Annotated in this window: 19 protein-coding genes, 1 tRNA gene and 1 pseudogene; 10 read left to right on the forward strand and 11 right to left on the reverse strand. The window is 63.2% G+C overall.

Going from position 1 to position 23,750, the window contains the following annotated elements:
* Nucleotides 1-127 precede the first annotated feature (127 nt).
* The 8 genes from LXX_RS01650 to msuE all read left to right on the forward strand — a co-directional run bounded on the left by LXX_RS01650 (nt 128) and on the right by msuE (nt 6,290).
* Nucleotides 128-1,171, forward strand: coding sequence for an Rv2578c family radical SAM protein (locus LXX_RS01650; RefSeq protein ID WP_011185367.1), 1,044 nt, complete (start codon nt 128-130; stop codon nt 1,169-1,171).
* A gap of 145 nt (nt 1,172-1,316) precedes the next feature.
* Entirely contained in the window at nt 1,317-1,667 is a 351-nt protein-coding gene (locus LXX_RS14015) for a hypothetical protein (RefSeq protein WP_141692893.1), read from the forward strand.
* Nucleotides 1,664-2,353, forward strand: a complete 690-nt coding sequence (locus LXX_RS01660) for a response regulator transcription factor (RefSeq protein WP_223227689.1) — start codon at nt 1,664-1,666, stop codon at nt 2,351-2,353. Before LXX_RS14015 ends, LXX_RS01660 begins: the two co-directional genes overlap by 4 nt.
* Nucleotides 2,354-2,404: 51 nt before the next feature.
* The gene (locus LXX_RS01665; protein WP_011185369.1) at nt 2,405-3,007 is read left to right on the forward strand and encodes a thymidine kinase; all 603 of its coding nucleotides are present in this window, start codon (nt 2,405-2,407) and stop codon (nt 3,005-3,007) included.
* Between the two features lie 103 nt (nt 3,008-3,110).
* Entirely contained in the window at nt 3,111-4,418 is a 1,308-nt protein-coding gene (locus LXX_RS01670; RefSeq protein WP_011185370.1) for a UDP-glucose dehydrogenase family protein, read from the forward strand.
* Between the two features lie 160 nt (nt 4,419-4,578).
* Nucleotides 4,579-5,328 (forward strand): LLM class flavin-dependent oxidoreductase, encoded by a 750-nt coding sequence (locus LXX_RS15170; RefSeq protein ID WP_223227690.1) that lies wholly within the window; start codon nt 4,579-4,581, stop codon nt 5,326-5,328.
* Nucleotides 5,280-5,603, forward strand: coding sequence for a hypothetical protein (locus LXX_RS15175; protein WP_223227691.1), 324 nt, complete (start codon nt 5,280-5,282; stop codon nt 5,601-5,603). The genes LXX_RS15170 and LXX_RS15175 overlap by 49 nt, the downstream gene beginning before the upstream one ends.
* Before the next feature lie 93 nt (nt 5,604-5,696).
* On the forward strand, nt 5,697-6,290 hold the full coding sequence (gene msuE, locus LXX_RS01680; protein ID WP_041766992.1) for an FMN reductase: 594 nt from the start codon (nt 5,697-5,699) through the stop codon (nt 6,288-6,290).
* A gap of 2,013 nt (nt 6,291-8,303) precedes the next feature.
* On the opposite strand, the gene LXX_RS14020 is transcribed toward msuE, so the two are convergent.
* The 9 genes from LXX_RS14020 to LXX_RS01720 form a co-directional block, all read right to left on the reverse strand.
* Nucleotides 8,304-8,747: a hypothetical protein gene (locus LXX_RS14020; protein ID WP_141692894.1), complete on the reverse strand. Its 444-nt coding sequence runs from the start codon at nt 8,745-8,747 to the stop codon at nt 8,304-8,306.
* Nucleotides 8,748-8,784: 37 nt separating this feature from the next.
* Nucleotides 8,785-9,159, reverse strand: coding sequence for a DUF3037 domain-containing protein (locus LXX_RS16490; protein WP_176714804.1), 375 nt, complete (start codon nt 9,157-9,159; stop codon nt 8,785-8,787).
* A complete protein-coding gene (locus LXX_RS14025; RefSeq protein WP_141692895.1) occupies nt 9,101-9,427 on the reverse strand; it encodes a hypothetical protein in 327 nt (108 codons plus the stop codon). Before LXX_RS14025 ends, LXX_RS16490 begins: the two co-directional genes overlap by 59 nt.
* A gap of 288 nt (nt 9,428-9,715) precedes the next feature.
* Nucleotides 9,716-10,912 (reverse strand): Fic family protein, encoded by a 1,197-nt coding sequence (locus LXX_RS01690; RefSeq protein WP_011185373.1) that lies wholly within the window; start codon nt 10,910-10,912, stop codon nt 9,716-9,718.
* 862 nt (nt 10,913-11,774) lie between these two features.
* Complete coding sequence (locus LXX_RS01695) at nt 11,775-12,329, reverse strand: hypothetical protein (RefSeq protein WP_050737805.1); 555 nt, start codon at nt 12,327-12,329, stop codon at nt 11,775-11,777.
* A 251-nt stretch (nt 12,330-12,580) separates the two neighbouring features.
* Nucleotides 12,581-13,885, reverse strand: coding sequence for a tyrosine-type recombinase/integrase (locus LXX_RS01700; protein WP_011185149.1), 1,305 nt, complete (start codon nt 13,883-13,885; stop codon nt 12,581-12,583).
* Nucleotides 13,886-15,039: 1,154 nt separating this feature from the next.
* A tRNA-Pro gene (locus tag LXX_RS01710) sits at nt 15,040-15,116 on the reverse strand.
* 113 nt (nt 15,117-15,229) lie between these two features.
* Complete coding sequence (locus tag LXX_RS01715; RefSeq protein WP_011185375.1) at nt 15,230-16,210, reverse strand: metallophosphoesterase; 981 nt, start codon at nt 16,208-16,210, stop codon at nt 15,230-15,232.
* Nucleotides 16,207-18,765 (reverse strand): transglycosylase domain-containing protein, encoded by a 2,559-nt coding sequence (locus LXX_RS01720; RefSeq protein WP_011185376.1) that lies wholly within the window; start codon nt 18,763-18,765, stop codon nt 16,207-16,209. The genes LXX_RS01715 and LXX_RS01720 overlap by 4 nt, the downstream gene beginning before the upstream one ends.
* Nucleotides 18,766-18,837: 72 nt before the next feature.
* On the opposite strand from LXX_RS01720, the gene LXX_RS14750 reads away from it, so the two are divergent.
* Nucleotides 18,838-19,005 (forward strand): hypothetical protein, encoded by a 168-nt coding sequence (locus LXX_RS14750; RefSeq protein ID WP_011185377.1) that lies wholly within the window; start codon nt 18,838-18,840, stop codon nt 19,003-19,005.
* Nucleotides 19,005-19,475 carry a RidA family protein gene (locus LXX_RS01725; RefSeq protein WP_011185378.1) on the forward strand — a complete coding sequence of 157 codons (471 nt, stop codon included), beginning with the start codon at nt 19,005-19,007 and terminating at the stop codon, nt 19,473-19,475. The genes LXX_RS14750 and LXX_RS01725 overlap by 1 nt, the downstream gene beginning before the upstream one ends.
* Before the next feature lie 884 nt (nt 19,476-20,359).
* On the opposite strand, the gene LXX_RS14030 is transcribed toward LXX_RS01725, so the two are convergent.
* Both LXX_RS14030 and acs read right to left on the reverse strand, forming a co-directional pair.
* Nucleotides 20,360-20,845: a hypothetical protein gene (locus tag LXX_RS14030; protein WP_141692896.1), complete on the reverse strand. Its 486-nt coding sequence runs from the start codon at nt 20,843-20,845 to the stop codon at nt 20,360-20,362.
* Nucleotides 20,846-21,333: 488 nt separating this feature from the next.
* Nucleotides 21,334-23,378 (reverse strand): annotated as a pseudogene (acs, locus tag LXX_RS01730) (acetate--CoA ligase).
* Between the last annotated feature and the right edge of the window lie 372 nt (nt 23,379-23,750).

Raw genomic sequence — 23,750 nt, forward strand, 5'->3', positions numbered from 1 at the left:
CGCGTCGGTGGTTTCGCGGGCGCGGTGGCCGGGGAGGGTGTGTCTCGGGCCGCTGGTTCGCATGGCGCCAGAGGGCTGGTGAGCCCCAGCGCTTGACCATCATTAGAACATATGTTCGAATAGCGTCATGAGATGGAGCGGCCAAGAACTCACGGCGGAGACGCCGGCCGCGTTGTCCGGGCTCGCCCGGCTGAGCGCTTTCGTCCGATCGGTGCGCACGCCCGAGTTCGCAAACATCACCTTTCACGAGATTCTCGCCAAATCGGCGCTCAACAGGGTCCCGGGCGGAGGCGGCCCGATGCCCTTCGGCTGGACGGTCAACCCGTACCGGGTCTGTTCGCACGCCTGCGTCTACTGTTTCGCCCGGCCGACGCATTCTTACCTCGACCTCGACCAGGGAAAGGATTTCGACCAGGAGATCATCGTCAAGGTCAACGTCGCCGAGGTCCTCCGGAAGGAACTCGCACGACCGAGCTGGGGGCGGCACCCGGTCGCACTCGGAACGAACACCGATCCGTATCAGCGGGCGGAGGGGCGCTATGCCCTGATGCCGGGCATCATCGACGCGCTCGCCAGCTCCGGCACTCCGTTCAGCATCCTCACGAAAGGATCGTTGCTCCGCCGCGACCTCGACCGGCTCGCCGACGCGGCGACGCGGGTGCCGGTGGACCTCGCGCTGTCGATCGCGGTGTACGACGACGAACTGCAGCAATCGGTCGAGCCGGGGACCCCGACGACCAAGGCTCGCCTCGCGACGGTCGCGGCCGTGCGCGATCGCGGCCTCGACTGCGCGGTGTTCCTGATGCCGATCCTCCCCTACCTCACCGATACCCGTGGAAACCTCGACCGCGCACTCCGGCAGGCCAGAGACGCGGGTGCGACGAGCGTGCTCTACTCAGCCCTCCACCTGAATCCGGGCGTGAAAGAGTGGTATTATCTCTGGCTCGGGCGCGAGCATACCGAACTGCTGCCGCAATACCGGGCGATGTATGGGCGCGGCACGTATGCGCCGAAGGAGTACCGGCGCTGGCTGGCCACCCGGATCAAGCCGCTCCGGACGCTGCGCGACAGCGAGGGGGAGCGGCGCGCGTTCGCCGGGGCGGCGATAGCGGGCGAAGTGCCCGGCGTCGCGGGGCTCATGACGCTCGGCGTGCAGCCGACGCTGTTCTGATCCGGACACTGTTCCGATCCGCGTGCAGAAAACGTCTTTGTTCGGGTACACAGTCACGCGGTGACCTGCCATACTCTCCCCCGGGAGGTCGAGCCGCCGCAGGAGCCCGCTGGTTGGCCGGCCGGTCTCGTGGGAAGGAACGCGGTTGTCCCTGGGGCTGCCCGGTCATCTCGCTTGCGCGGCCCGTTCGCGGCCGATCGCGACGGCCGTTCGCTGGGCGGGCATCGCCTGCCTTGCGGCGGCGGCCACTGTGCCGCTTCCGGGGCTGGACGCCGGGACTAGCCCCTCCTCTGGGATTACGCTGCTGATGCCGGCGCCGATGATCGTGCTGCTTGCTCTGCTCGCGCGCAGACATGCGATCGAGGACGACCGCGACGAAGGGCTCTCCGTGGAGTTCTCCGGCGACCGCGACATCCTGGCGCGACTCGACGACGGCACAGGGCGCGCGCTCGGGCTCACTGTCCGCATCGCCTCTCCGGGGACACCGATACGATGAGCACCGTCCCCGCACCCCCGCCGCTAGCCGCCCCCGTCTCGCCAATGGTCCGGCTCGCCATCCTCGACGATCACGAGATCCTGCTCGACAGCCTCTCCACCTGGATCGAGAAGAACGCTCCCGAGTTCGACCTTGTGCTCCGTGCCGGGAGCTGGTTGGAACTGGTCCATAGCCACGCGTTCCCCACCGACCTCGTGATCATGGACCTGCAATTGCGCGAGTCCATCTTCATCGGCGCTTGTGCGCGCACCTGCCGGGCCGCTGGGGGCCAAAGTGATCGTCCTGACCGCGGTCGACACCCAGGAGGATCGCGCGGCGGTGCTCGCCGCGGGCGCGATCGCCTATGTCTTGAAATCTCAGCCGATGAGCGGCCTCCTTGCCGCCGCGCGGTCGGCTGGGAGGCCCCGGGCGGCGGCTCGTCTGGGGCTGCGCCGGTGGCCTGGCGCCCGGCCCCGCCCGCGCCCGGAGCCGTGCGGCCCCGGCTGAGCGACGGGGAGCGGCAGGCGCTGCTTCTCTACGCCGACGGTCGCACGACCTCCGAGGTCGCTCAGGCGATGAGCGTGCAGTACGAGACCGCCAAAACGTATCTGCGCCGTGTGCGAGAGAAGTACGGGAAGGCCGGCCGGCCGACAAGTTCGCGCGCTGACCTCATCCGCCGCGCGGCGGAAGACGGCTACCTGACCTGAGCCTCAGACACCACCGGAGGAGCGTCAGCCTCGACCGCCTAGGATCGGGACGTGGCAAAACTGTATTTCCGCTATGGCGCGATGAACAGCGGCAAGAGCACGGCCATGCTCCAGGCAGCGTGCAACTACGAGGAGCGCGGACACCGCGTGCTTCTGGCAAAGCCATCGATCGACACCAAAGGCGATATGGGCATTCTGTCGCGCCTGGGCGTGACCCGCCAGGTGGACTACCTGATCGCGCCGGGGACGGACTCGTACGGCGCTTTCCAGCAGCACCGCGACCGCATCCGCGAACGGTTCGATCGCGATATCAGCGCCGTGCTCGTCGACGAGGCGCAGTTCCTCACCGAGGCGCAGGTCGACGATCTGCTCAGGATCGCGCTTCTGGACGATGTCCCGGTTCTCGCCTACGGCATCCGCACCGATTTCCAGACCGTCGCTTTCCCGGGCAGCCGGCGCTTTCTCGAGGTCGCGCACAGCCTCGAGGAGCTGAAAACGATCTGTCGCTGCGGGCGCAAGGCGATCTTCAATGCGCGCAAAATCGACAGCGTCTTCGTCTTCGACGGCGGCCCAGGTCGCCATCGACGGCGCTTCGGTGGGCTACGAATCGCTCTGCGGGTCCTGTTATCTGCACGAGAGCCGTGGTGTGCTTAACAATGGCCGCCGGCGCTGGCCTGTCGATGTCGTGACAGTGTACGACAGCGAACCCGACCCCGATTTCACCTGATCCCCTCCACAGCAACGAAAGATCAACAGTATGAGAATCTCCGTGATCGGCTGCGGCTATCTGGGAGCTGTCCACGCCGCTGCGATGGCTGACCTGGGCCACACCGTCATCGGCGTTGACGTCGATGAGGCCAAAGTGACGGCCTTGTCCGAGGCGCGCGCGCCGTTCTTCGAGCCGGGACTGCCCGAGGTGCTCGCCTCCGCGACCGCCAGTGGACGCCTCCGGTTCACGACGGACTTCTCGGCCGTCGCCGAGGCCGAGGTGCATTTCGTCGGCGTGGGCACCCCGCAGTCGGCCGAGGGAGACGCGGCCGATATGCGTTTCGTAGACGCCGCGTTCGCCTCGTTGCTGGAGTGCGTCAAACCGGGCGATCTGATCGTCGGCAGGAGCACTGTCCCGGTGGGCACGGCCGCCCGGCTGGCCGAGCTGGTCGCGCAGCGCGCGCCGGAGGTCACGCTCGCCTGGAACCCCGAGTTCCTCCGCGAAGGGTTCGCTGTCAAGGACACCATCAGCCCGGACCGTCTCGTGTACGGTGTCCCGCCGGGCGAAGCCGGGGAGCGCACCGCGCGCATCCTGGACGCGATCTACGCCCGTGCGGTCGGCGCTGGAACACCGGTCATCGTGACCGACTACGCCACCGCCGAGCTCGTGAAAGTCTCGGCCAACGCCTTTCTCGCGACCAAGATCTCCTTCATCAACGCTATGGCCGAGATCGCCGAGGCGGCCGGAGCGGATGTGACCCGGCTGGCCGACGCGATCGGACACGACGCACGCATCGGCCGGCGCTTCCTCAACGCCGGCGTCGGCTTCGGCGGTGGCTGCCTGCCGAAGGACATCCGGGCCTTCAGCGCCCGTGCCCGGGAGCTCGGACAGGGCGACGCCGTGCGCTTCCTCGACGAGGTGGACAAGATCAATCTGCGCCGCCGCGCCCGTGTGGTCGATCTCGTCGCGGAGGTCGCCGGGGGAGTGGAGGGCGTTCGCGTCGGTATGCTGGGGCTCGCTTTCAAGCCGCACTCGGACGACATCCGCGACTCGCCCGCGCTGGACGTGGCGACCCGGCTCGCCGCCCGGGGAGCGATTGTGATCGCGACGGACCCCGAGGCCGTTCCGAATGCGAGCCTCCGGGCTCCGCAGTTGACCTTCGCTGCGAACGCGCACGAGGCGGTTGCCGGGGCCGATGTCGTTGTCCTCATCACGGAGTGGCCGGAGTTCACCGGGCTCGACCCCGCCGAACTCGGTGAGCTGGTCGCACACCGGCGCGTGATCGACGGCAGGAACGCCCTCGATCCCGTCGCGTGGCGCGCTGCCGGATGGGAGTACCGCGGGCTCGGGCGCTAGCGGTTCTTTTTTCCGCGAACCGCAGCGGGCCATCAGCGCCGCTCTCCCCGGTGGCCCCGTTTGGGGGCAGCCTCACAAAAGTGAGGATTTATTACCCATGCCCTCATAGTGATCGGTCTCTCGCAGAAGGAGCCGCCGCCGCATCCGGCGGAGTCTCCTCGTGAGCCGCGCCGGCGGCGTTCCGTCCTCGTTGCCGTGGTGGCGCTTGCCGCTCTGGCGGGTGGCGGAGGGCATTCCGTGGATCGGGGCCAACCTCACCGCGGTGCGGACCGTCGCGACCGCGAGCGAGATGGTCGCCTCGGAGGCCGTCCGACCGCTCATCGGCGTCGCGACGGAGGCGGACGCCCGCCGTCTGGACCTCTCCGGCGGCCGCATCGATCTGGCCCATCGCGGAACCAACGCTGACGCGCTTGCCGGTAGCGTCCGGCTCGCGCAGGCTGCCGAACGCCTCGGCTACGGTCGCTTCTGGGTCGCCGAGAACCACGGGATGCCGGCCATCGCCGCCAGCGCTCCCGCTGTCCTCATCGCGGGAATCGCCGCCGCGACCGAGCGCATCCGTGTCGCGTCCGGCGGTGTCATACTGCCGAACCACGCACCGCTCGTCGTCGCCGAGCACTTCGGCGCCGTCCGTGCCCTCTGTGGCAGCATAACCGCCGTCCCCGGCCTCGGCGATGTCCCGCAGATCTGGCTTCTCGGTTCCAGCGGCTACAGCGCACAGGTCGCGGCGGCTCTCGGCCTCCCGTTCGCTTTCGCCCATCACTTTGCCGGCGAGAACACCGAGGCCGCACTCGAGGTGTACCGCTCCCGGTTTCGAGTCCAGCGACACCCTGAGCGAACCTCGCACCATGATCGCGGTCACCGTTGTCTCGGACGAGGACCCCGACACCGTGCGAGCGCTCAGCCTCCCTGAACAGTTCACTTTCCTCCCGGCTGCGTCAGGGACTGAAACCCGAGCCCGTCAATGTCGAGGAAGCGCTCGCGCACGACTTCACCCTGCGGGAGGAGGAGTTCATCGCCGCACGCAATGCCTGCCAGGCGATCGGCGTCCCCGCCGAGGTCAAGGCCCGGCTGGATGCCCTTCTCGCCTCCACCGGGGCGGACGAGCTCATGGTCTCCTCCTCCGCCACCATCGAGGGCCGCATCCGCTCGCTGGAGATCGTGGCGGAGCTCTACCCCGCCACATGACGGTCCGTGACGCGGCGCGGAGCGGCATCGGGACTCCCGGGGTAGCGTTGGCCGCGTTTCCCAGCTTTGTCAGCAGTGAAGGCGGTCCCCGGCATGGCACACGCACCCACCGTTGTCGGCGTCAGCGGCAGCCTCACGACGCCGTCTCGCACGACTGTCCTCGTCGATGAGGTGACCCGTGCCTTCGCCGACGCGACCGGGGGCACCCCGAACGCCATCGGACTCGCCCCGCTGCTCGGCGACCTGGGCGTCGGCCCGTTCCGCAGCCACCTCAGCCCGCGTGTCCTCGCCGCCCTCGAAGCGGTGGAGTCGGCTGACATCATCGTGGTCGGCTCACCCGCCTACCGGTCGACCTACACCGGCCTCTTCAAGCTCTTCTTCGACCACATCGACCAGTACGCCCTCTTGGACAAGCCTGTCGTGCTCACCGCGACCGGCGGCAGCGACCGTCACGCTCTCTTCGTCGAGCACCAGATGCGCCCGCTTTTCGGCTTCTTCCAGTCGCTCACCCTGCCTCTCGGCATCTACGCGAGCGAGGCGGATTTCGAGGACTATGCCATTGCTTCGGACGATCTGCTCGAGCGGATCGCCACCGCCGTGACGCGGACGCTGCCGCTGGTGCGTTCGCGGGTCGACCCGGAAGCGCGGGACACAGGGGCGGAGTTCGCGCGGCCGGATGCGTTCTGACTCGCGGAGACGGTGAGTGGTTCAGTTCCCTTTATTGGCAAGGAATTGATGGGTATGATCCCCACATTACTACCCACATAGCTCAGTGAAGCTCTCCCTGAGGTGGCAGCCTTGTCGGGTGTGGGCGGGGGTGTGTGGAGTGTGTGGGTATGCCCGGTGGTGGTGTCCTCGTGTGAATGTGCTTTTCGCTGTTATAATATAACGGGTGTGAGCACACCGCGGGAGGTCTGGCCTGTCGCGTAGTTCCACGAACGCCGAGCAGAGCGGCAGCGGAACGACCTGCCAGCGAGCTCGTGATTTTTCGGCGCGACATTCGGGATGCAAAAGGCGTGCAGCAGTTCTTGTTCTGACCCCGACCCGCCGCCGTGTCACCCTGCCCGCGCGCCGGTCATCACAGATAGGGAGTCATCAAACCCTCAGTGGTTCCCACCTATTGGAGACGACGTGGGTGTGTCCGGTTCGGGTTTTGGTCTTGCCGTGGGGGGTGATGAGGTGGGATATTCGGCGCGCAGAGTTGGGTTGGCTGGGGCGGACCGGGTTGCGGTTCGGTTTCTTGGCTCTTCGGGAAGGGGTTATTGTGTTGCATAGGGTAGGTAGAGGATGGGTTCCTCTCGGGTTGCCGCTGTTCTTCTCGCGGTTACCGGGATGTGCGGTGTGGTGGCTTCGGGTGCGCAGGCGAGCCCGGTTCGTCATTTTGTTGCGGGTGATCAGTCGGGTTCTGATCAGCAGGATAGTGATGAGTTTTCCTTTGATCCGCCTGGGCCGGTAACGGGCGAAGCGGTCGATACGACGGGTATCCCGGCGAGTCTTTTCCATGGTGTGGGGGATGCGCTGATCTCAAGTGAGGTAGGCGGTTCTGTTCTGACCACTTTTGGGACAGATGAGGATGGCGGTGGTCTTAGTGGCTGGTGCGGTGCTCGCGTCCGAAGCGCCCGCCTCCGCGATACAACAGGAGCGTATGACCACCCCCGTGATGGGGGGCAGAGTTGCAGTTCCCCACCGGCAGCTGTACGGCTGGTTTTGTGGTGAAGAAGAACGGAAGATGGGCGAAGTTGGAATACCTATCATAAGGCAACCCGCTATGTGGTCACCACTGGTCACTGTGGTAACGTTGGCGACCATGTGAAGGTGAACGGGGACGATATTGGTCAGGTTAGCTGGAAGTCAACAATATCTGACCTATTGATTATCGAAGTTCCTCCGCTGTCAGAGCGGATACACGTTTGTTATATTGCGCCCTACGGTCCGCATTGTATTTTTTCGCACCGTATCACACCGCGCGCTATAGGCCAGGTGTTGACATACAACCTCCGAGCGGGTGGGCTTGGGGGTGTTCCCATCACCAATTTCCGAGACGGAGTCCCCGACAGTGTGGCGAATTTTTGTACCAGCGTTATCACAACGGATGTGAACTGCACCTGGTCTAAGTACCAGCTTCCCACTCATTTGATCACCTATGCAGGTGAGCACGGGGCAATCACAGCGGGGACTCCAATCGCCCTGGGTGATTCAGGATGCCCTGTCTACACCCCAGACGGTCTTGTGTACGGTGTACACACATCGAATTATGGCATCACCCGTCCCGGTGTCATGACCTATATCAGCGCGGGGGAGTTCATGGTCGAAACCAATGACAGGTACGATTTGGCTCCCACATCCAATACATGATTTACGTTAGCGCTGGGGAGTTCATTTCGGAAACCAATAACAGGTATGACTTGGCTCCCTCGTAACGAAACTGTGATCCGGTGAAAAGCAACAGCTAGTTACATCTAGTGAAAGTTTTCTTTCCAATTCTTCATTTCTAGGGTGAGTTTCACCATCTCTGTGGCCGCCGCTCGCGGCACGACCGGATTGTGCTTCTCTTCTACCCGACTAACGATGAAACCGCCCCGGCTTACCGCCTCGTGTGAGGGGTGGGCCGGGGCGGTTTAGCTGCTCTGCAGGCTCTGCAGGCTCTGCAGGCTCTGCAGGCTCTGCAGGCTCTGCAGGCTCTGCAGGAAGTGGTTCCGGTCATCGGGCGGGAAGCAGTTGGTCTGGTTCCTGTCGAAACTCTTTGAGTGTGCGGATCTCGACTTTGGATCGCTCCCATTGCTCGAGCGCAGCCTCGTAGATTTCCCCGCGTTGGCCAGAATTTACTTGTGGTGGGTCGATGATGACTCTAATCGGGACGTCTGAGCGCGCGATTTGTCGAGTTCGTGTTCCGAATGAGACCTCTGCCCCATCTTCACGCACCCTGGACACAATGAAGTTCCAGGAGTATACGTCGCGCTGAAGGGTATCCAGGCTCATGACGTTGAAGGCCCACACGTTTGCGAGCGCTAGCCTGCCGCCGACGGTCGCAACGTCGAATAGGCCGTGTTGCTTTGCAATTGCGACACGGGGTGTCATATAGAAGTCCCGATCGACGACCATACCGAACTGGTGCGTGAAGGTATCTTGAACATCGGCGCGCATCGTGCGTCGTGTCACGCTGCTGCGGTGCCTTGTGGACTCACGTTCCACCAGGTGAGGGAAGAGCAGATCGACGGCTTCCTGAGCGTCTCGACGTCCACCGGCGTCGGGGCAGAGAGTTGAATGGACGACCCTTGGCGAGAGCGAAGGGTTCTATCCATGCTGTCGCCGGGACCCCTCCAACATCAAAGAGCGCATCCGGCCTCGCTGTGATCTGACGTTCGAACCAGCGAATCCATGATCGAAGGTCGCGAAGATCGCCGCTGAACCCGGCCGCTGCTCTCCCAAGCTGGATGTCGAATTGAGCTGCCCAATCGCCGCCATCGTGTCCGGCGACAATGCCGATGTTGTGGAACTCACCGCGCGTCAGGTTCGGAACGAACCGAATGATCCAATACTGAAGCTCCTTCTGCACCGGGAATGCGTCGCGACCGACCAATGGCAGTCAGCATGCTCGCCTGGGTTATCACGCGGGTGTCGTCATCCAACACATAGCACTCGATCTCCACTTCACCAATGCGGAGCGGATGGTCCGGTGAGCCTGCAAGCACCTCGCGCACGGGTTCGCTGCTCCAGCGCACCTCGGCGGCTTTCTTCGCACTTTCGGAGCGCTCCGCGGCGCTCATCTTCGCCGCCCGGGCTTTGCCTCCCACAGCCCTACCCTTGATGTTCGTCTCGATCACCGCTCGCCGTCCAGTCCGATCCGTTTTATGCGTGCAAAATTCATATTAGCACGCATCTATGGTTCAGATGCGTGCATATTGGGTAGGAAGTCAGTCGTCCCGCTCGCCGACGAGAGTCTGCGCTCGGACTATGACGCAAAACGTGAGGTAAGGAGTTCACCCGGCGCAACGACAAACCACCCCTACCCACCCGTGTGAGGGGTGGGTAGGGGCAGGGTGGCGGTCAGTTGGCGGTCAGTCTGAATCTGACTGACCATCGTGGCTCTCCTTGCGTGGTATTGGTAACGATTATGCGCCCGGTGGGATCGGGACGAATGCGTACATGATGTAGGCGCGCGCGCGATACTGTTTGCCGCCGGCGAACTCGTCCACGAGGCCCAGTTTCTGGAGTGCGTGGAGATCTCGCGCGATCATTCGGTCCTCATGCCCTGCGTAGGCTTCCGCGAGTTCGGGGGTTAGCCGCCGCATTTCCCGCTTCGTTATGGGGCTGTCTACGGGCAGTGCGAGCACCAGGTTCCTGCGGCGGTCTTTGGTTTTTCCGGGTGATTCATACCTGAGCCGGTCGTGAACGTAGTTTATCCATGCGACCCGCATCTGACTCTCGCGGACTTCGCCGATCTGCTCACGAAGCAGATCAACCAGGCCTTCGGCAGCATAGGTCACGAATTCCTCAACCTTTCCCTCACGCGATGTGGAAGCCAACCTCTGGTAATAGCGGCTCCGCGTGCGGTTGTAGTGATCTGAAAGCAGGTTGCTTGCCACCCAAGGGACCACTCCTGAATGGGCGAGGATCGCCACTTCGAGCAGTCGCGCCGTTCTGCCGTTTCCGTCGCCGAAAGGATGAATCCACGCCAAGTAAAGATGACCGAGAACGGCACCAAAAAAGGCGTTAAAGAATCGCATCTCGTCGGTCAAATTTGGATTCTGGGAAGGAATGACGAATGCGTCATTCAGCCATATGCACATTCTGTCGATGAGGTATGGAACGTCCTCCGCAGGGGCCGCCCGATAAACCGAGCCGACGACAAGGCCCGTAGTTGTGTATTCGCCGGGGACAACGTGCTCCTCGGTTTCCAGCTCGTTGAGGAGCTTCGCGTTCTGTGCTTGCAGCCATTCAGGCGTCACCTGGAATTGATCGCCAGCACGTCCAGACTCGTCAATCACCTCTAACGCCCCCGCAACGTTTCGGATCTCCTGCTCAAGGTACTCCTGCGAGGGCGGGAGCTTGAGCCCGTCTTGGAGGATCTTCTCAACCTCGTCTTCGGTGAGGGTGTTCCCCTCAATGGCGACCGTTCCCAGCGCGCCCTTGCGTAGGATGATCGACGCCAGACGGGTAGCAAGTTCCGGCTGCAGCGGGATACCTGCTAGGTGCTGGTTCTTTGAGAAAGCCTCGCCAAGCTTGGCCCACAGAAAGTTCACCTGAGGGGAGAATTGGAAGGTCAGACAGGGATGGGTTTCCTCGTATTTCGCGGGTCCATGCCGCACATACTAGCCTAACTTCCACATTTTTTGGCATTGGTGATGGCATGTAGCTTGGCTCAAAGGCCGGTTCCGTCATTGACCCGATACTTCACCAAAGCTCAGACCCAGAGAACACAGAAACGGCCCCGGCCCGCCAACCGAAGTCAGCGTGCCGGGGCCGGGGCGTGTTGGGTGTCAGGGGTTTGTGGGTGGGGTTCCCGCGGGGTGGGGCGAGGGGTTAGTTGGTTCGTTGTGCCTGAATGTCGTTCAGGTACTTCGCGAAGGCAGCGTGCGTCGAAAAGAACCCTCACCCTCGTCTCGCTGCTGTTTGCGATCGCGGTTCTACTTGACGTTGACCCGTTCGTGGATTGGCTTGACGCTTTACTAGGAGGGATTCAGCTTCCGAACCTGATCCTCAGGGCCGTGACCTAAACCCTCTTCTTCCTCATCGCCCTCGTAACTGCGCGCGGATTCGGTTCTCTGCTGTCAATCTGGCTAGTCAAAGGCATTCCTGGACGAGTCGCGCTCATCGTCACCTCCGGGCTTACAATCGCGACATTCCTTCTAGAAGGCCACAATGCACCGTATGCAACGCCCGCAGGCTGGATCTATGCCCTCACATGGCAGGCATACCTTGCCTATCTCTGTATCGCTCTTCTGACGTGTCTTCTTCCTGCGGCCTTGTCCCCTGGTGGTGCTCCCGTTCTCAGAACATCAGCCGCGCTCATAGGTCTCGGATGCATCGCTGCAATCTCGTTCTTACCTGTTCGAGCTGGTGAGGCTGCCCTCGATTACACCCATGTCGTCTCGAATCTGCTGAAGATGGGGACAGTGCTATTGCTCTCCGCTGGAATCCTGACACCTTGGGTTGTGCGCCGAACAGAACTCATGCGAGAACGAAGAAAGCGAGGCCGATAGCTCCACCGAGAATCACGCCTGCAATCACCTGCCAGACCGTGTGAGCGCGCAGGATGACGCGCGAAGTCGCGACGGCAGCTACTACGGCGATGGCCACGACTCCCCAAAATGTCCAGCTCCAAACGGCAACCGCGACGAGACTGGCTATCGTCGTGTGAGCAGAAATCTTCCACCAGACGCTTACGATCCCTACTGCAGCGACCGCGAGCATGGTTGCTAAGACAGCTCGGTAGACCAGCGTGGGCGCTCCCATCATGGGCAGGACGCAGAGCGCCGTGGCCGCAGCAAGGATCGATATGATAGCGAGTGGACTCCGTGCGCGGCGATCGGGTATGAACCGGTTTTGGAGTTTCCCGCACCTTATTCCAAGCGCTATCACTGCGGCAGGAACACCTGCAGTGATCATCGCCGCAACAAGCCCAACCAGTGGCGAGCCTCCGATCCAACCGCACGCAATCAGCAAGAAGAAAGCCAGGTTCAACGTTGCGAAGGTGGTGGAAATGAACCGCGCGAAACTCACCACGAATGGAGCCTACTGCAGCAGTGTCTCTGAAAGGTGAACATCTTCCCGAGACAGCCCTAGCCACTGACCGAGTTAAAACCAGCTGATCGACCCCAGGTTGGTATAGCTTGGGGATCGCAGTCAGTGATCTGCTTGATCTGCTTGTCGAGGTCGGATCAGATCGCCTTGCTACACCGTCAACATCGATACCGTTGTGACCATCACCACCCGATGTTGAGCAGGTTGGCTTGTGTTGTTTGGTGGTCGGGTCGTCAACCTGTGGGCGTGTGGAGTGCGTCTTTGAAGTGGGAGCTTAGGCGTTCCATTGCGTCGCGGGCGGTGGGGGAGGAGACGTGTTGGTAGCGGCGGGTGGTTTTCTCGTCGACGTGGCCGACGATCTCTCCCACGATTTTCGCGTCAACGCCGAGTTCCATTAGCGCGGTCGCGGTGGTGTGTCGCGCCCAGTGTGTGGTCGGGATACCGGGTGTCCCGGGTGTTCGGTCTTTCGGTGGTTTCGTCTGTTCCTGGTTGATGACACCAGCTCGGAACAGCAAGTCGCGCCACAGCTGCTGATCCTCGTGCGGGAGGTAGGGGCGGCCGTCTTCGTGCCGCCATAGCAGGCCGTAGGGGTTCGGGCGGTCTTTCGTCGCCTCAAGGTATTCGTGTAGGACCGCGACCACGGGCGGGATGAGAGGAACAGTGCGCGATTTTCCCAACTTCGGTCGGATCAGAGCCAGCCTCCCATACAGGTGGATGTACTCCAGGGACGATTTCACCTTGAACCGGCGTTGGGGGAATGACGAGCCGCGCTTGGTCAGGCACGACCACTGTCCCTCGGCGAGCGGCTCGCATCCGTGCTCGGAGCGCAGCTCCTCAAGCTGCCAGTCCACGCGCAGAGTCCCCGCATCAAGGTCCAGGCCCTCGATCAGGGCTCCGAGTCGTTCGGACTGACGGATGCCGTCGAGCACCGCCACCCACCAGCGGGTGCCCTCCACGTTCGCGGATGCGGCGAGCACGGCGAGCGCCTGCTCGGTGCTGAGGCTGCCGCGAGGGTTCTTCGCGATGACCTCCGGAGGCTTCACGTCGTCCACGACGTTGCGTGTCACAAGCCCGTCGGCCTTTGCGGCGCTGAGCATGCCGCTGAGAATCTCGTGTGCCTTGCGGGCGGTGCCTGTCGCGAGGCCAGCATCGAAGACGGCCTTATGCACCAGGCGAACATCCGAGGGTTTCAGCTCCGAGATGCGCCGGCGGCCGAGGAGGGGAACGATCCAGTTCCGCATCAGAGACTCTGTGGTCGCGAGTGAGTTCGGCTTCAGCCTCATCCAACAATCGGTCTCGATATAATGCTCAGCCCATGCCGCAACAGTCACCGTGCGACCCAAGGTCGTACCGTACTCCGCGATCTCCGCAAGCTTCTGCTTCAGCCTCTCACGCGCGACAGTTTGCGTCCGCGCCGACACCTCACGCTGCCGGCGGCGACCATCAGGGTGGAAGCCGTCGTCATACCTTCCACGCCACAGGCCCTTCGCCCTGTCATAGTGGAGACCGCCCTCACCCGGCGACCGCTTCTTCGGCATCGCTCCCCACCATCCTCGCTAACTCCCCACATAAGTCCCCACATGAAACCGCAAACCCTACCCTTGCAGTTACACCCCTCAAAGACCATCACTTCCGCATAAATCCGCGGATATCAAGCCCATTCACTAACATTCTGAGACCCCAAAAAACACCATACCATTTCTGACTCGCGGAACGAGGGGCACGACGCGTCGTGGAAAAAGCTCCCTGGTGGGAGCGCTGTGAAGAGCTGAGCCTAAGGAGGGACGACCTGACGTTGTTAGATTGGTCTCGTGGACGACAGTGTTCGGATGATACTCGGCTCGGAACAATACGAGAGAAGTGAATCAACCCTCCGCGCCGAGTTCGTGCAGGTCGAAATTGGGCTCCAATCGGACGACGTCGGGCCGCTTCGCGCAGCCGCGAGGCGATTGCGCTCGCTCGCGGCGGCTGAGCTGGGGTGGTTCCGACTCTCCGTGCGCACCCACTTCTTGACTTCGTGCACTCAGCGTCACCTTGAAGCACTCCTGCTCGGTGAAAGTGACAACCGAACCCGCCTCGACCTCCTTCGCGCATTGCGTTTCGCGTCGGAACGCCTCATCGACCACCCTATGTGGGCACCCATAGCGAATGAACGGGACGCCGCCAAGTGGCGAACGTGGCTGACGCGAGTCGCCGAGGAAGCCGCAACGTCACGCGATAGTGGCGTTCGCGCCGAGGCCGGCTACGTTCTCGTGGCGTCCGGAAAATCGTGCGGATGACGCGTTCTTGGAGAAGCCGTCGTAAGGCGCACAACGCTTGTGAACGTGCTCGAAACCGCGATCCTGCTTTACCCCGAGACAATCGATCCTCCTGCGTACGGAACCCTATCGATGTGGTCGAGGAAGTTTCCGAGAAGAGCCGTGCGCAGCGCGCCATCGCTGAGCGCGTGCGATCGGTGCTGCGAGCAGACCGTGCATCGCACACTTAGAGCGCCCTCGATGACGCGGAAGACGGCTCCCGCACGCTCGCGGGAGCCGGGCCGTGACACGCCTGGGAGGCTGCTCGCAGGTGAGACACGTGAAGGGCATTCGCGGCCCTGACCGGGAGAGGGTTCACGCGGAACAGCCTGCCGGACGGTCAGCAGCTCCGTCTCACGTGTTTTAGGCCACGAGGAAAGGCTGTTTTGTCGAACTGGTCGGGGTGACAGGATTTGAACCTGCGGCCTCTTCGTCCCGAACGAAGCGCGCTACCAAGCTGCGCCACACCCCGATGGCCCGTGGGCCTTGTCTAGGATACATGAGCGACGGGGTGGCGATGACCACTCCTGCCGCTCTACGGGGAAGATGCCAGAGGAGTTCGCGGAGGAGGAAAGGCGGCTCCGGTCACTCTGCCGCCGTCAGCGTGACCAGCGTCGCCTCCGGCCTGCATGCGAAGCGCACCGGTGCGTAGATCGACGTTCCGAGCCCCGCGGACACGTTCAGGTAGGCCGTGCGGAAGGCGTGCCGCCACAGGCTCAAACCTTTCGCCTGCTTGCGGGGGATGTCGCAGTTCGTGACGAGTGCGCCGTAGCCGGGCACACACACCTGGCCCCCGTGCGTGTGCCCGGCGAAGATCATCGAAGCGCCATAGGTCACGAACGAATCAAGCACACGACGGTAGGGCGCGTGGACGACGCCGAGAGTCACCGTCGGGCGTTCCGGTCGCGGGCCGTCGCCGGGCCAGGCCGTGTCGTCGGAGTACGGATCGTTCTCGCGCAGTTCGTCGAGCGCTCCCGGGATCGCTGCCATGCGATCATAGCGGATGTGCGGGTCGTCGACACCGAACAGCTCGAGGTGCGTGCCACGCACCTCCAGAGCCCCGGCGGCGTTGTTGAGGTCGAGCCAGCCGAGGCCGCTCAAGTATTCCGTCAGAGCGGCCGTGTCGAGCCGGGGCGAGGTGGAGCCGCGCCTCTTGGACGGGCCGGTGAAATATTTGAACGGGTTCTTCAGCTGGGGGCCGAAGTAGTCGTTCGAGCCGTGTACGAAGACGCCGGGTACGCCGCGGAAGACATCGAGCGCTGCGCGGATGCCCCTGAGGCCGTCCTGGTGGCTCAGATTGTCGCCGGTGTCCACGATCAGGTCGGGCTCGAACCGCGCCAGGGAACGTATCCACTGCTGCTTGTCGTGCTGCCACGGAGCCATGTGCAGATCGGAGAGGTGCAGCACCCGGATGGCGTCCGATCCGGCTGGTAGCACCGGAACCGTCACTGTGCGCAGAGTGAATGCTTGGCGTTCGATGAGCGACCCGTAGGCGAAGGCGGTCGCGCCGCCAGCGGCGAGGGCCGTCAGCGCGGCGCCTGCCGCTCGAAGCGCGCGCGCTCTCATCCGCCTGCGCCGGGCGCCGGAGTGGGCTGGGTCGCTCTCTGGGCGGTCAGGGTCACCTGGGTTCCCGGTCTGGCTGCGCTCCCCGCCCCGGGCTCCTCGGCCTGCACGATGGCGTCAGGGCTGCTCTCGCCGGTGAGTTTGATGACGAAACCAGCGTCGGCCATCGTTTTCTGGGCGTCGGACACCTTCATTCCAACGACGTTGGGGATCGTCACCAGCGCGCCGTTGCTCGTGTAGACGGTCACCTGCGTGCCCTTGCTCACCGGCGTTCCGGTGGCCGGATCGGTTGCGGACACTGTTCCCGCGGGCTGTGCCGAGTCCTGCGGGCCACCGTCGGCCGAATCGAGGCCCAGCCCGGTCAGGATGGACTTCGCCTCGGCCGGAGTCTTGCCAGCCAGATCCGGAATGGACACCTGCACGCCGCGGACGAGCTTGTCCGGCGGGGAGGGGAAGGGGTCGCCGCCGTATTTGCCCACGGCAGCGGACATCATGGTGCGCATGACCGCGGTACGGGCGGCGGCCGGTGTCGTGCCGTGCGTCGGGGAGATGCGCCGCATGTCTTGGTGTCTGGTGATGTTGCCGACCCAGTAGGCACCGGCGACTTTCGTCGTGGAGGCGATGAGCCAGAGCTGCTCGTTGTTGTCGGTTGTTCCGGTCTTGCCCAGCATGTCCTTGCCGGTGCGGTTCATTCCTGCTGCGGTCCCGCTCTCGATCGGGTCTTTCAAGGCCTTCGCCATCGTGTTCGCGATGGCGGGGTCGACCGACTGCGTGCATTTGCTCTGAGGCGCGGAGACCTCTTTGCCGTTGCCGCCGACGATCTTGTCGATCGCGATCGGTGAGCATGTCATTCCGTTGTTCGCGATGCCTGCGAAAGCGGTCGCCATCGTGAGCGGCGCGATGTTGTTGGTGCCAAGCACCGATGCCGGGTCCATGTTGAGGCTGGAGCCGGTCGCCGTGTGAACGCCGAATGCCTCGGCGTCGCCCTTGATGTCGCAGAGATCGAGCTCGCTCGCCATTGCGACGAACGCCGTGTTGATCGAGTTCGTGGTCGCGTTCTGCGCGCTCCGGATGCCCTCTTCGTTGCCGGAGTCGTTGGCCGGCCGGTAGGTGCCGTTCCAGTCTCCCGAGCAAGAGTTTTTGAATTTGGTGTAGGTGCGCACGTTCGCGTTCACGGTCTCGTTGAGCGAGTGCCCCTGCTTGAGCCACTCGGCGAGCGTGAACACTTTGTAGGTGGAGCCCACCTGGAAGCCGTTCGACCCACCGTAGTCCTGGTCTGTCGCGTAGTTCACCGAGCTGTACTGAGCGCCGGATTTGAGGACGTCCGGATCCTGGCTGTACTGCTTGTTCTGAGCCATGTAGAGCACACGCCCGGTGCCCGGCTGAACGCCGACCAGCACTCCGCCGAGATCCGCTTTGTCGTAGACCGGCGGGACGTAGGAGGCGAGCGTTTCCTCCGCCGTCTGCTGCAGGTCGACGTCCAGCGAGGTGTAGATCTTATAGCCGCCGCGGTTGAAGTTCGCAGCGCGGGTGTCGGCGTCCTTGCCGAACGATGCGTCGTTCAGCACGATCTTCTGCACGTAGTCGCAGAAGTACGCGGCCCCGCCCGCGGTCTGGCAGCCGCGCAGCGACGGGGTGATCTGGGGCTGGATCGGTGTTCCGACCGCTTCGTCGTACTGTGCTTTGGTGAGCTTCTTGTACTCGTACATCTTGCTGAGGATGTAGTTGCGGCGCTCCTTGTTCTTGGCGTAGCCGTTGGCGGCGCCGTTGGATTCGGAGTCGGAGTTGTCGAGCTTCAGCCCGGTCGGCTCGTTCACGATCGCGATGAGGCTGGCAGCCTGCGCCGGGGTCAGCGCCGCAGCCGTCGTGTTGTAGTAGTAATGAGCGGCGGCTTCGATACCGTAGACCGAGCCGCCGAAGCCGGCGATGTTGAGATAGCCGACGAGGAGTTCGTCTTTGGGATATTTCTTCTCCAGGCCGATGGCGTACTTCATCTCCTTGACTTTGCGGTCTGGCGTGATGCCTGTGGAGTCGTCGACGCAGTCCTGGTACTTGGCCTTCTGATCCTTTGTCTTGACCGGCATCGCCTCGCACTTCTGCAGCAGCACGTTCTTCACGTACTGCTGCGTGATCGAGGAGCCGCCCTGGACACCGCCGCCGGAGACCGTCGAGAGGACACCGCGCATGGTGCCCTGGATGTCGACACCGCCATGCGTGTAGAAGCGCGGGTCCTCGCCGGCGATCGCGGCATCCTTCGCCGACTGCGAGATCTGATCGAAGGCGACCGGCAACCGGTTCTGGGAGTAGAAAGTGGCGAGCACGATGTCGGAACCGTCGGCGTTCTTCGCGTAGATCGTGGTCGGCTGGGCGAGCTGCCCGATCTGGAGGTACTCGGGCAGCCCCTCGAAGATGCCGATGCTGTTGTTGGCGGCCATGCCCGTCACTGCGATGGCGGGTGTGACGGCGGCGGTGACCAGAAGACCGGCCACGGCGCTCATGCCGACGAACGCGCCGACGGCTCCGAGCCCACCTCTAGCCTGTGGTTTTTTCGCAGACATAGGATCAGGCTATGCGATAAACCTGATAGGTGGGCCCGAACGGCCCGACCCCTTGTAACTGGAAAGGGCAGAATGCTGCGCTGGCAATACACGACCACCCCCCTGATCGTCCACAACACCGCCGCCATCCTCAACAACTGGGGCTCTCAGGGCTGGGAGCTGGTGCAGGTGGTCATTGGACCGGAAGGAGGTCTGGTGGCCTACCTGAAGCGTCCGGTACCGGACGGGGCGGACACCTGATGGCGGGCGTCGAGGCGCGGCTCGCCGAACTCGGGATCGACCTGCCGGAGGTGGTCCCGCCCGTCGCTGCCTACACTCCCGCGGTCGTCGACGGCGGCCGCGTGTACACCTCCGGTCAGCTGCCCATGGTCGCGGGCGCCCTGCCTGCGACAGGCAAAGTGGGGGAGGGAGACGGCCTCGTCCCCGCCGCTGACGCCAAGGAGTACGCTAGAATCTGTGCCTTGAATGCGCTCGCTGCGGTCGAGAGTGTGATCGGCTCCCTCGATCGCGTCACTCGTGTGGTCAAAGTTGTCGGCTTCGTCGCCTCGGACCCTGCGTTCACCGGCCAGCCCGGTGTCGTCAACGGTGCCTCCGAGGTTTTCGGAGAGGTCTTCGGCGACGCTGGCGTTCACGCTCGCTCCGCGGTCGGTGTCGCTGTGCTCCCGCTCGACGCTCCGGTCGAGGTGGAGCTCATCGTCGCGTTCGAGTGACGGACGTGAGAAGGGACGGCGCCGGTGTCCGCGGTTTCCCGCGGTCGTCGTAACACAGCGATGAGCTGGCGAGCAGTTCAGCGAGGTTGCCCGCCTCACACGCTAGTTGCCGCTTTGCCCTGACTCACGCTGACCGGCAGCCGAACCATGAGGCGGGCAAGGGTGTCGATCAGCGTTCGCGAGTCATTCTTGCCGGAGATACAGCGATTGAACGGATGACTCCAGGAACTGAGCAGATAAGCCAGGCCCCACTGCCCGCGAGCAGCCATGCCACTACCTCACGAGTACTGACAAAGCCAGTTGGAAATATAGCCGCCGCCATCACCGAGGCAAGAAGTCCTCCCAGAATCCCCGCCAGCACTCCGGAGAACTGTCCGGGTCGTTGCATCCACTCCACGAGAGGATCGGAGGGCAGAGTCGGCTGAGGATGTCCAGCGATGCTTCCTCCGCTAATGTCAAGTTGCGAAGCCAGATAGGGAATGACAAACCTAGAGTTCTGGAATCTGTCCAACTCTGCAATGCATTGACGATCACCGTGTGTCGAGAGAGACAAGGGCAGTGTAACGGCTGTGTTGATGGGAATTCCCTCCGATTGTGGGGTTGCTCGGGACAGCAGCCTCACCTCATTTGTCGCTAAAGTCACCGATTTCGATGCTCGCGAGAGCTCACTCCCTAGGAGGCCGTCGGCTTTCGAGAGTTGCGGCTGATTCGCCCTGGGTTTGGTTTCGGCATGCGCACCCCGATCGAGGCTGGACAAGCCCACTACGCCGAAACCGAATCACCCTTAAGAGCAACCTCAAAGGGAGCGCCCCAGAGGGCAGCTAGGAGAATCAGTGTGAGCCCTGCTGTCTGAGAGGGTTTCGATCGCGCATTGCTTGGGTCGTTCATTTGGCGGGACAATCAGCGATCTCGATCTCATTTTTCCTGAGCAGTTCGAGGTTCTCCTTATATGTACGCGAGGGCTCGATCAGCTTCGATCGGAGACAATTGGCAATTATCTGAGCTGACTCTGAAGTGTCTTCGTGCGCAATCTGCCAAACTCGATCAACTTGTGCCCAGTTAAAGTCATAGCACCGGTCATCGACGCCAGAGTCCACAGCTCCACCAGGAACCCCGAAGTCCATCAGATCGCCTTTGACCTGAGGATTCACAAGTTCATACCCCTCTCGTATCAAGCACGCTTGGTAGGCGTTGAATGCGGCGTGGTACTCGTCCCAGCTAATTTCTCCATCTTGCAGTGCGTTTTTTTGCTGCGCCGAAATCGAGGGCTCGATGGGCGAGCGTGCCGGCGCAGTCGCCGACCCGCTACAACCGACGAGGCTCCCCGCAATGCACCATGCAAGCACACCCGCGCACAGGGAACGGATCACGTGCGGATCACTGAATTGCGGTAGGCGGGCGCGGGATTGGTGACGGCGTGTTCTCCGCCGAACGCCTTGTATCCGACTGGGCCCTGCACAACAGAGCCAGACGCTTGCTTCCAAGGCGCGTAGACGGCTGTGCCGCCGGAAACATTGTAGCCAACGCGAACCTTGACGGAGCCACAGATGCTCTGCTGGCCTGAAGCGTAATTATTCCCCGTAGCGCTGCTGGTACCCACGAAAGAGTCATAATGAGTGCATTTTCCGTTGTTTGTTCCGACTGCACTCGCTGGTGCGGCAAAGACAACTCCTGCCAGCATCAGTGTCAGACTCCCCGGCGGCAGCAATTAACACGTTGTTTGTCACGCTGTAACTCCGCTTCTCCGAAAGTCGACAATTCCAATTTTCATCATTGAAATACGCGGTAGAGGAACTCTGACCAATGTATCTTTGACGGGAAGATACCACGCGTTCGCGAACCTTCAAAGCTTCCAGACTCACCCACCGCCAAGAGGCTGAAAGAGAAAACGCCCCGATTTCCGGCGTTGCCCTTCATCCTCCGCTCCGGCCGAGTATCGGCTCAGCTTGCTCTGGATGGAACTCATCCGGCGGTGTCCGCCAGCGTCGTCGTGTCGCCGACCTCGCGCCCTTCCGCGACATCCCGGAGCAGCCGGCGCATGATCTTCCCGGAGCGCGTCTTCGGCAGCTCGTTGACGAGGAAGATGTCGCGCGGCCGGGCGATCGCATCGATGTGCTCGGCGACGTGCTTCCGCAGTTCCGCGGCCGCGTCGATCGACTCGGCTGTCTCCACCTGATTCTGCTTGATGATGACGAAGGCCACCACTGCTTGACCGGTCGTTTCGTCGGCCGCGCCGACCACGGCGGCCTCCGCGGTGAGCGGGTGGGCGACCAGCGCCGATTCGATCTCCGCGGTCGACAGGCGGTGCCCGGAGACGTTCATCACGTCATCCACGCGGCCCATCAGCCAGATCTCGCCGTCCTTGTCGTAGCGGGCTCCGTCGCCGGCGAAATACTTGTCGCCGAACTTCTCCCAATAGGTGTCCTTGAATCGCTCTGGGTCGCCCCAGATGCCGCGCAGCATGCTCGGCCACGGTTCGGTGACGACGAGCAGGCCGCCCTCGTCCCGGCCGACCGGAACACCAGTGTCGTCGAGGACGTCGATCGAGATCCCGGGCACCGGAACCTGGGCGCTCCCCGGCTTCAATGTCGTCACTCCGGGAAGGGCGGAGACCATGATCGCGCCGGTCTCGGTCTGCCACCAGGTGTCGACGACGGGCGTCCGGTTGCCGCCGATGACCTCGCGATACCACATCCACGCCTCGGGGTTGATGGGTTCCCCCACCGACCCGAGCACGTGCAGGCTCGACAGGTCGAATCGCTGCGGGTGCTGCCGGCCTAGCTTCATGTAAGGAGCGGATCGCCGTGGGAGCCGTGTAGAAGATCGAGACCTTGTATTTCTCGATGATCTCCCACCACCGGCCGGGGTGCGGCGTCTCGGGGGTGCCTTCGTAGAGCACCTGCGTCGCACCGTTCGCAAGCGGGCCGTACACGACATACGTGTGGCCGGTGATCCAGCCGAAATCCGCGCTGCACCAAATAGACGTCGGACTCGGGATGCAGGTCGAACACGTTCTTGTGGGTGAAAGCCGCCTGGGTCAGGTAGCCGCCGGAGGTGTGCAGGATACCCTTCGGCTTCCCGGTCGTGCCCGAAGCATACAGGATGAAGAGCGGGTTCTCGGACGGGAAGGCCTTCGCGACGTGGTCGGCGTCCACCCGGGCGATCTCCTCGTGCCACCACAGGTCGCGGCCCGCGGTCCAGGCCACCTCGTTCTCGCCGCGTTTCACGACGAGAACGTGCTCGACGGTGCTTTTCCGGTCGGCGCCCTGCTCGGTGGCGAGGGCGGCGTCCACCGCGTCTTTGAGCGGGAAGACCCGCCCTTTCCGCCAGCCGCCGTCGGCGGTGATGACGAGTTTCGCTTCGGCGTCGTCGATGCGCGAGCGGAGGCTCTCTGCGCTGAATCCGCCGAAGACCACCGAGTGGACGGCCCCGATTCTGGCGATCGTGAGCATCGCGACTATGGCCTCCGGGATCATCGGCAGGTAGATTGCCACGCGGTCGCCCGCCCGGATGCCGAGGCTGGTGAGCAGGTTCGCTGCCTTCTTCACCTCGGCGGTCAGCTCGGCGTAGGTGATGCTGCGGTGGTCGCCGGGCTCGCCCTCCCAGTGGAGGGCGACGCGGTCGCCGTTCCCGGCGTTCACATGCCGGTCGAGGCAGTTGTAGGCTCGCGTTGAGCTCGCCATCGTCGAACCACTGGGCGAATGGCGGATTCGACCAGTCGAGCGTGCGTGTGAACGGCTTGTGCCAGTGCAGCAGCTCGCGCGACTGGTCGGCCCAGAATCCGAGACGGTCGGCGGACGCTCTCTCGTAGAGGTCAGCCGACCCCACCGCGTTCGCGGCGAATTCCTCGCTGGGCGCGAACCGGCGCGCTTCGTGCAGCAGGTTGTCGATGGTGTTGCTCATGGCGAGTCTGTTCGCTCCTTTGCGATCCTGGATGGGCGAGTCGTGGCACGAAACTGCCCGACTCTACAACCTGCCGAAGAGGACCTAGAACAGACTTGCGTTTGCATTGATTCTGCGTAGACTAGTCCGTGGCCGAATTGTTAATATTCTGGCGTGCGGCGCAATACGATTCCCCCCAATCCTGCGCCGCAGTGGCCGCACCTGTTCCCCCCAATAGGTGCGGCCCCCCCTTTGTTTAACCGGGTGTCCCGTTCGCCATCGAGTTCTCCACAGCACGGCGGCGCGGCTGAGTTGTCCACGGATTCTGCGAACCCGGCCCGGAGATGCGGGATGTCCGTAGCGTCAGGGGATGCGAAGACGAACACAGGCGCG

This window comes from Leifsonia xyli subsp. xyli str. CTCB07 (assembly GCF_000007665.1).
GTDB lineage: Bacteria > Actinomycetota > Actinomycetes > Actinomycetales > Microbacteriaceae > Leifsonia > Leifsonia xyli_C.

Bases quoted from the DNA above. Each gene is read 5' to 3' on its own strand.
- LXX_RS01650 (WP_011185367.1), top strand. From the start codon at position 128: ATGAGATGGAGCGGCCAAGAACTCACGGCGGAGACGCCGGCCGCGTTG.
- LXX_RS01660 (WP_223227689.1), top strand. From the start codon at position 1,664: ATGAGCACCGTCCCCGCACCCCCGCCGCTAGCCGCCCCCGTCTCGCCA.
- LXX_RS01670 (WP_011185370.1), top strand. From the start codon at position 3,111: ATGAGAATCTCCGTGATCGGCTGCGGCTATCTGGGAGCTGTCCACGCC.
- msuE (WP_041766992.1), top strand. From the start codon at position 5,697: ATGGCACACGCACCCACCGTTGTCGGCGTCAGCGGCAGCCTCACGACG.
- LXX_RS14020 (WP_141692894.1), bottom strand. From the start codon at position 8,747: ATGCGCGCCGATGTTCAAGATACCTTCACGCACCAGTTCGGTATGGTC.
- LXX_RS01700 (WP_011185149.1), bottom strand. From the start codon at position 13,885: ATGCCGAAGAAGCGGTCGCCGGGTGAGGGCGGTCTCCACTATGACAGG.
- LXX_RS01715 (WP_011185375.1), bottom strand. From the start codon at position 16,210: ATGAGAGCGCGCGCGCTTCGAGCGGCAGGCGCCGCGCTGACGGCCCTC.
- LXX_RS01720 (WP_011185376.1), bottom strand. From the start codon at position 18,765: ATGTCTGCGAAAAAACCACAGGCTAGAGGTGGGCTCGGAGCCGTCGGC.
- LXX_RS14750 (WP_011185377.1), top strand. From the start codon at position 18,838: ATGCTGCGCTGGCAATACACGACCACCCCCCTGATCGTCCACAACACC.
- LXX_RS01725 (WP_011185378.1), top strand. From the start codon at position 19,005: ATGGCGGGCGTCGAGGCGCGGCTCGCCGAACTCGGGATCGACCTGCCG.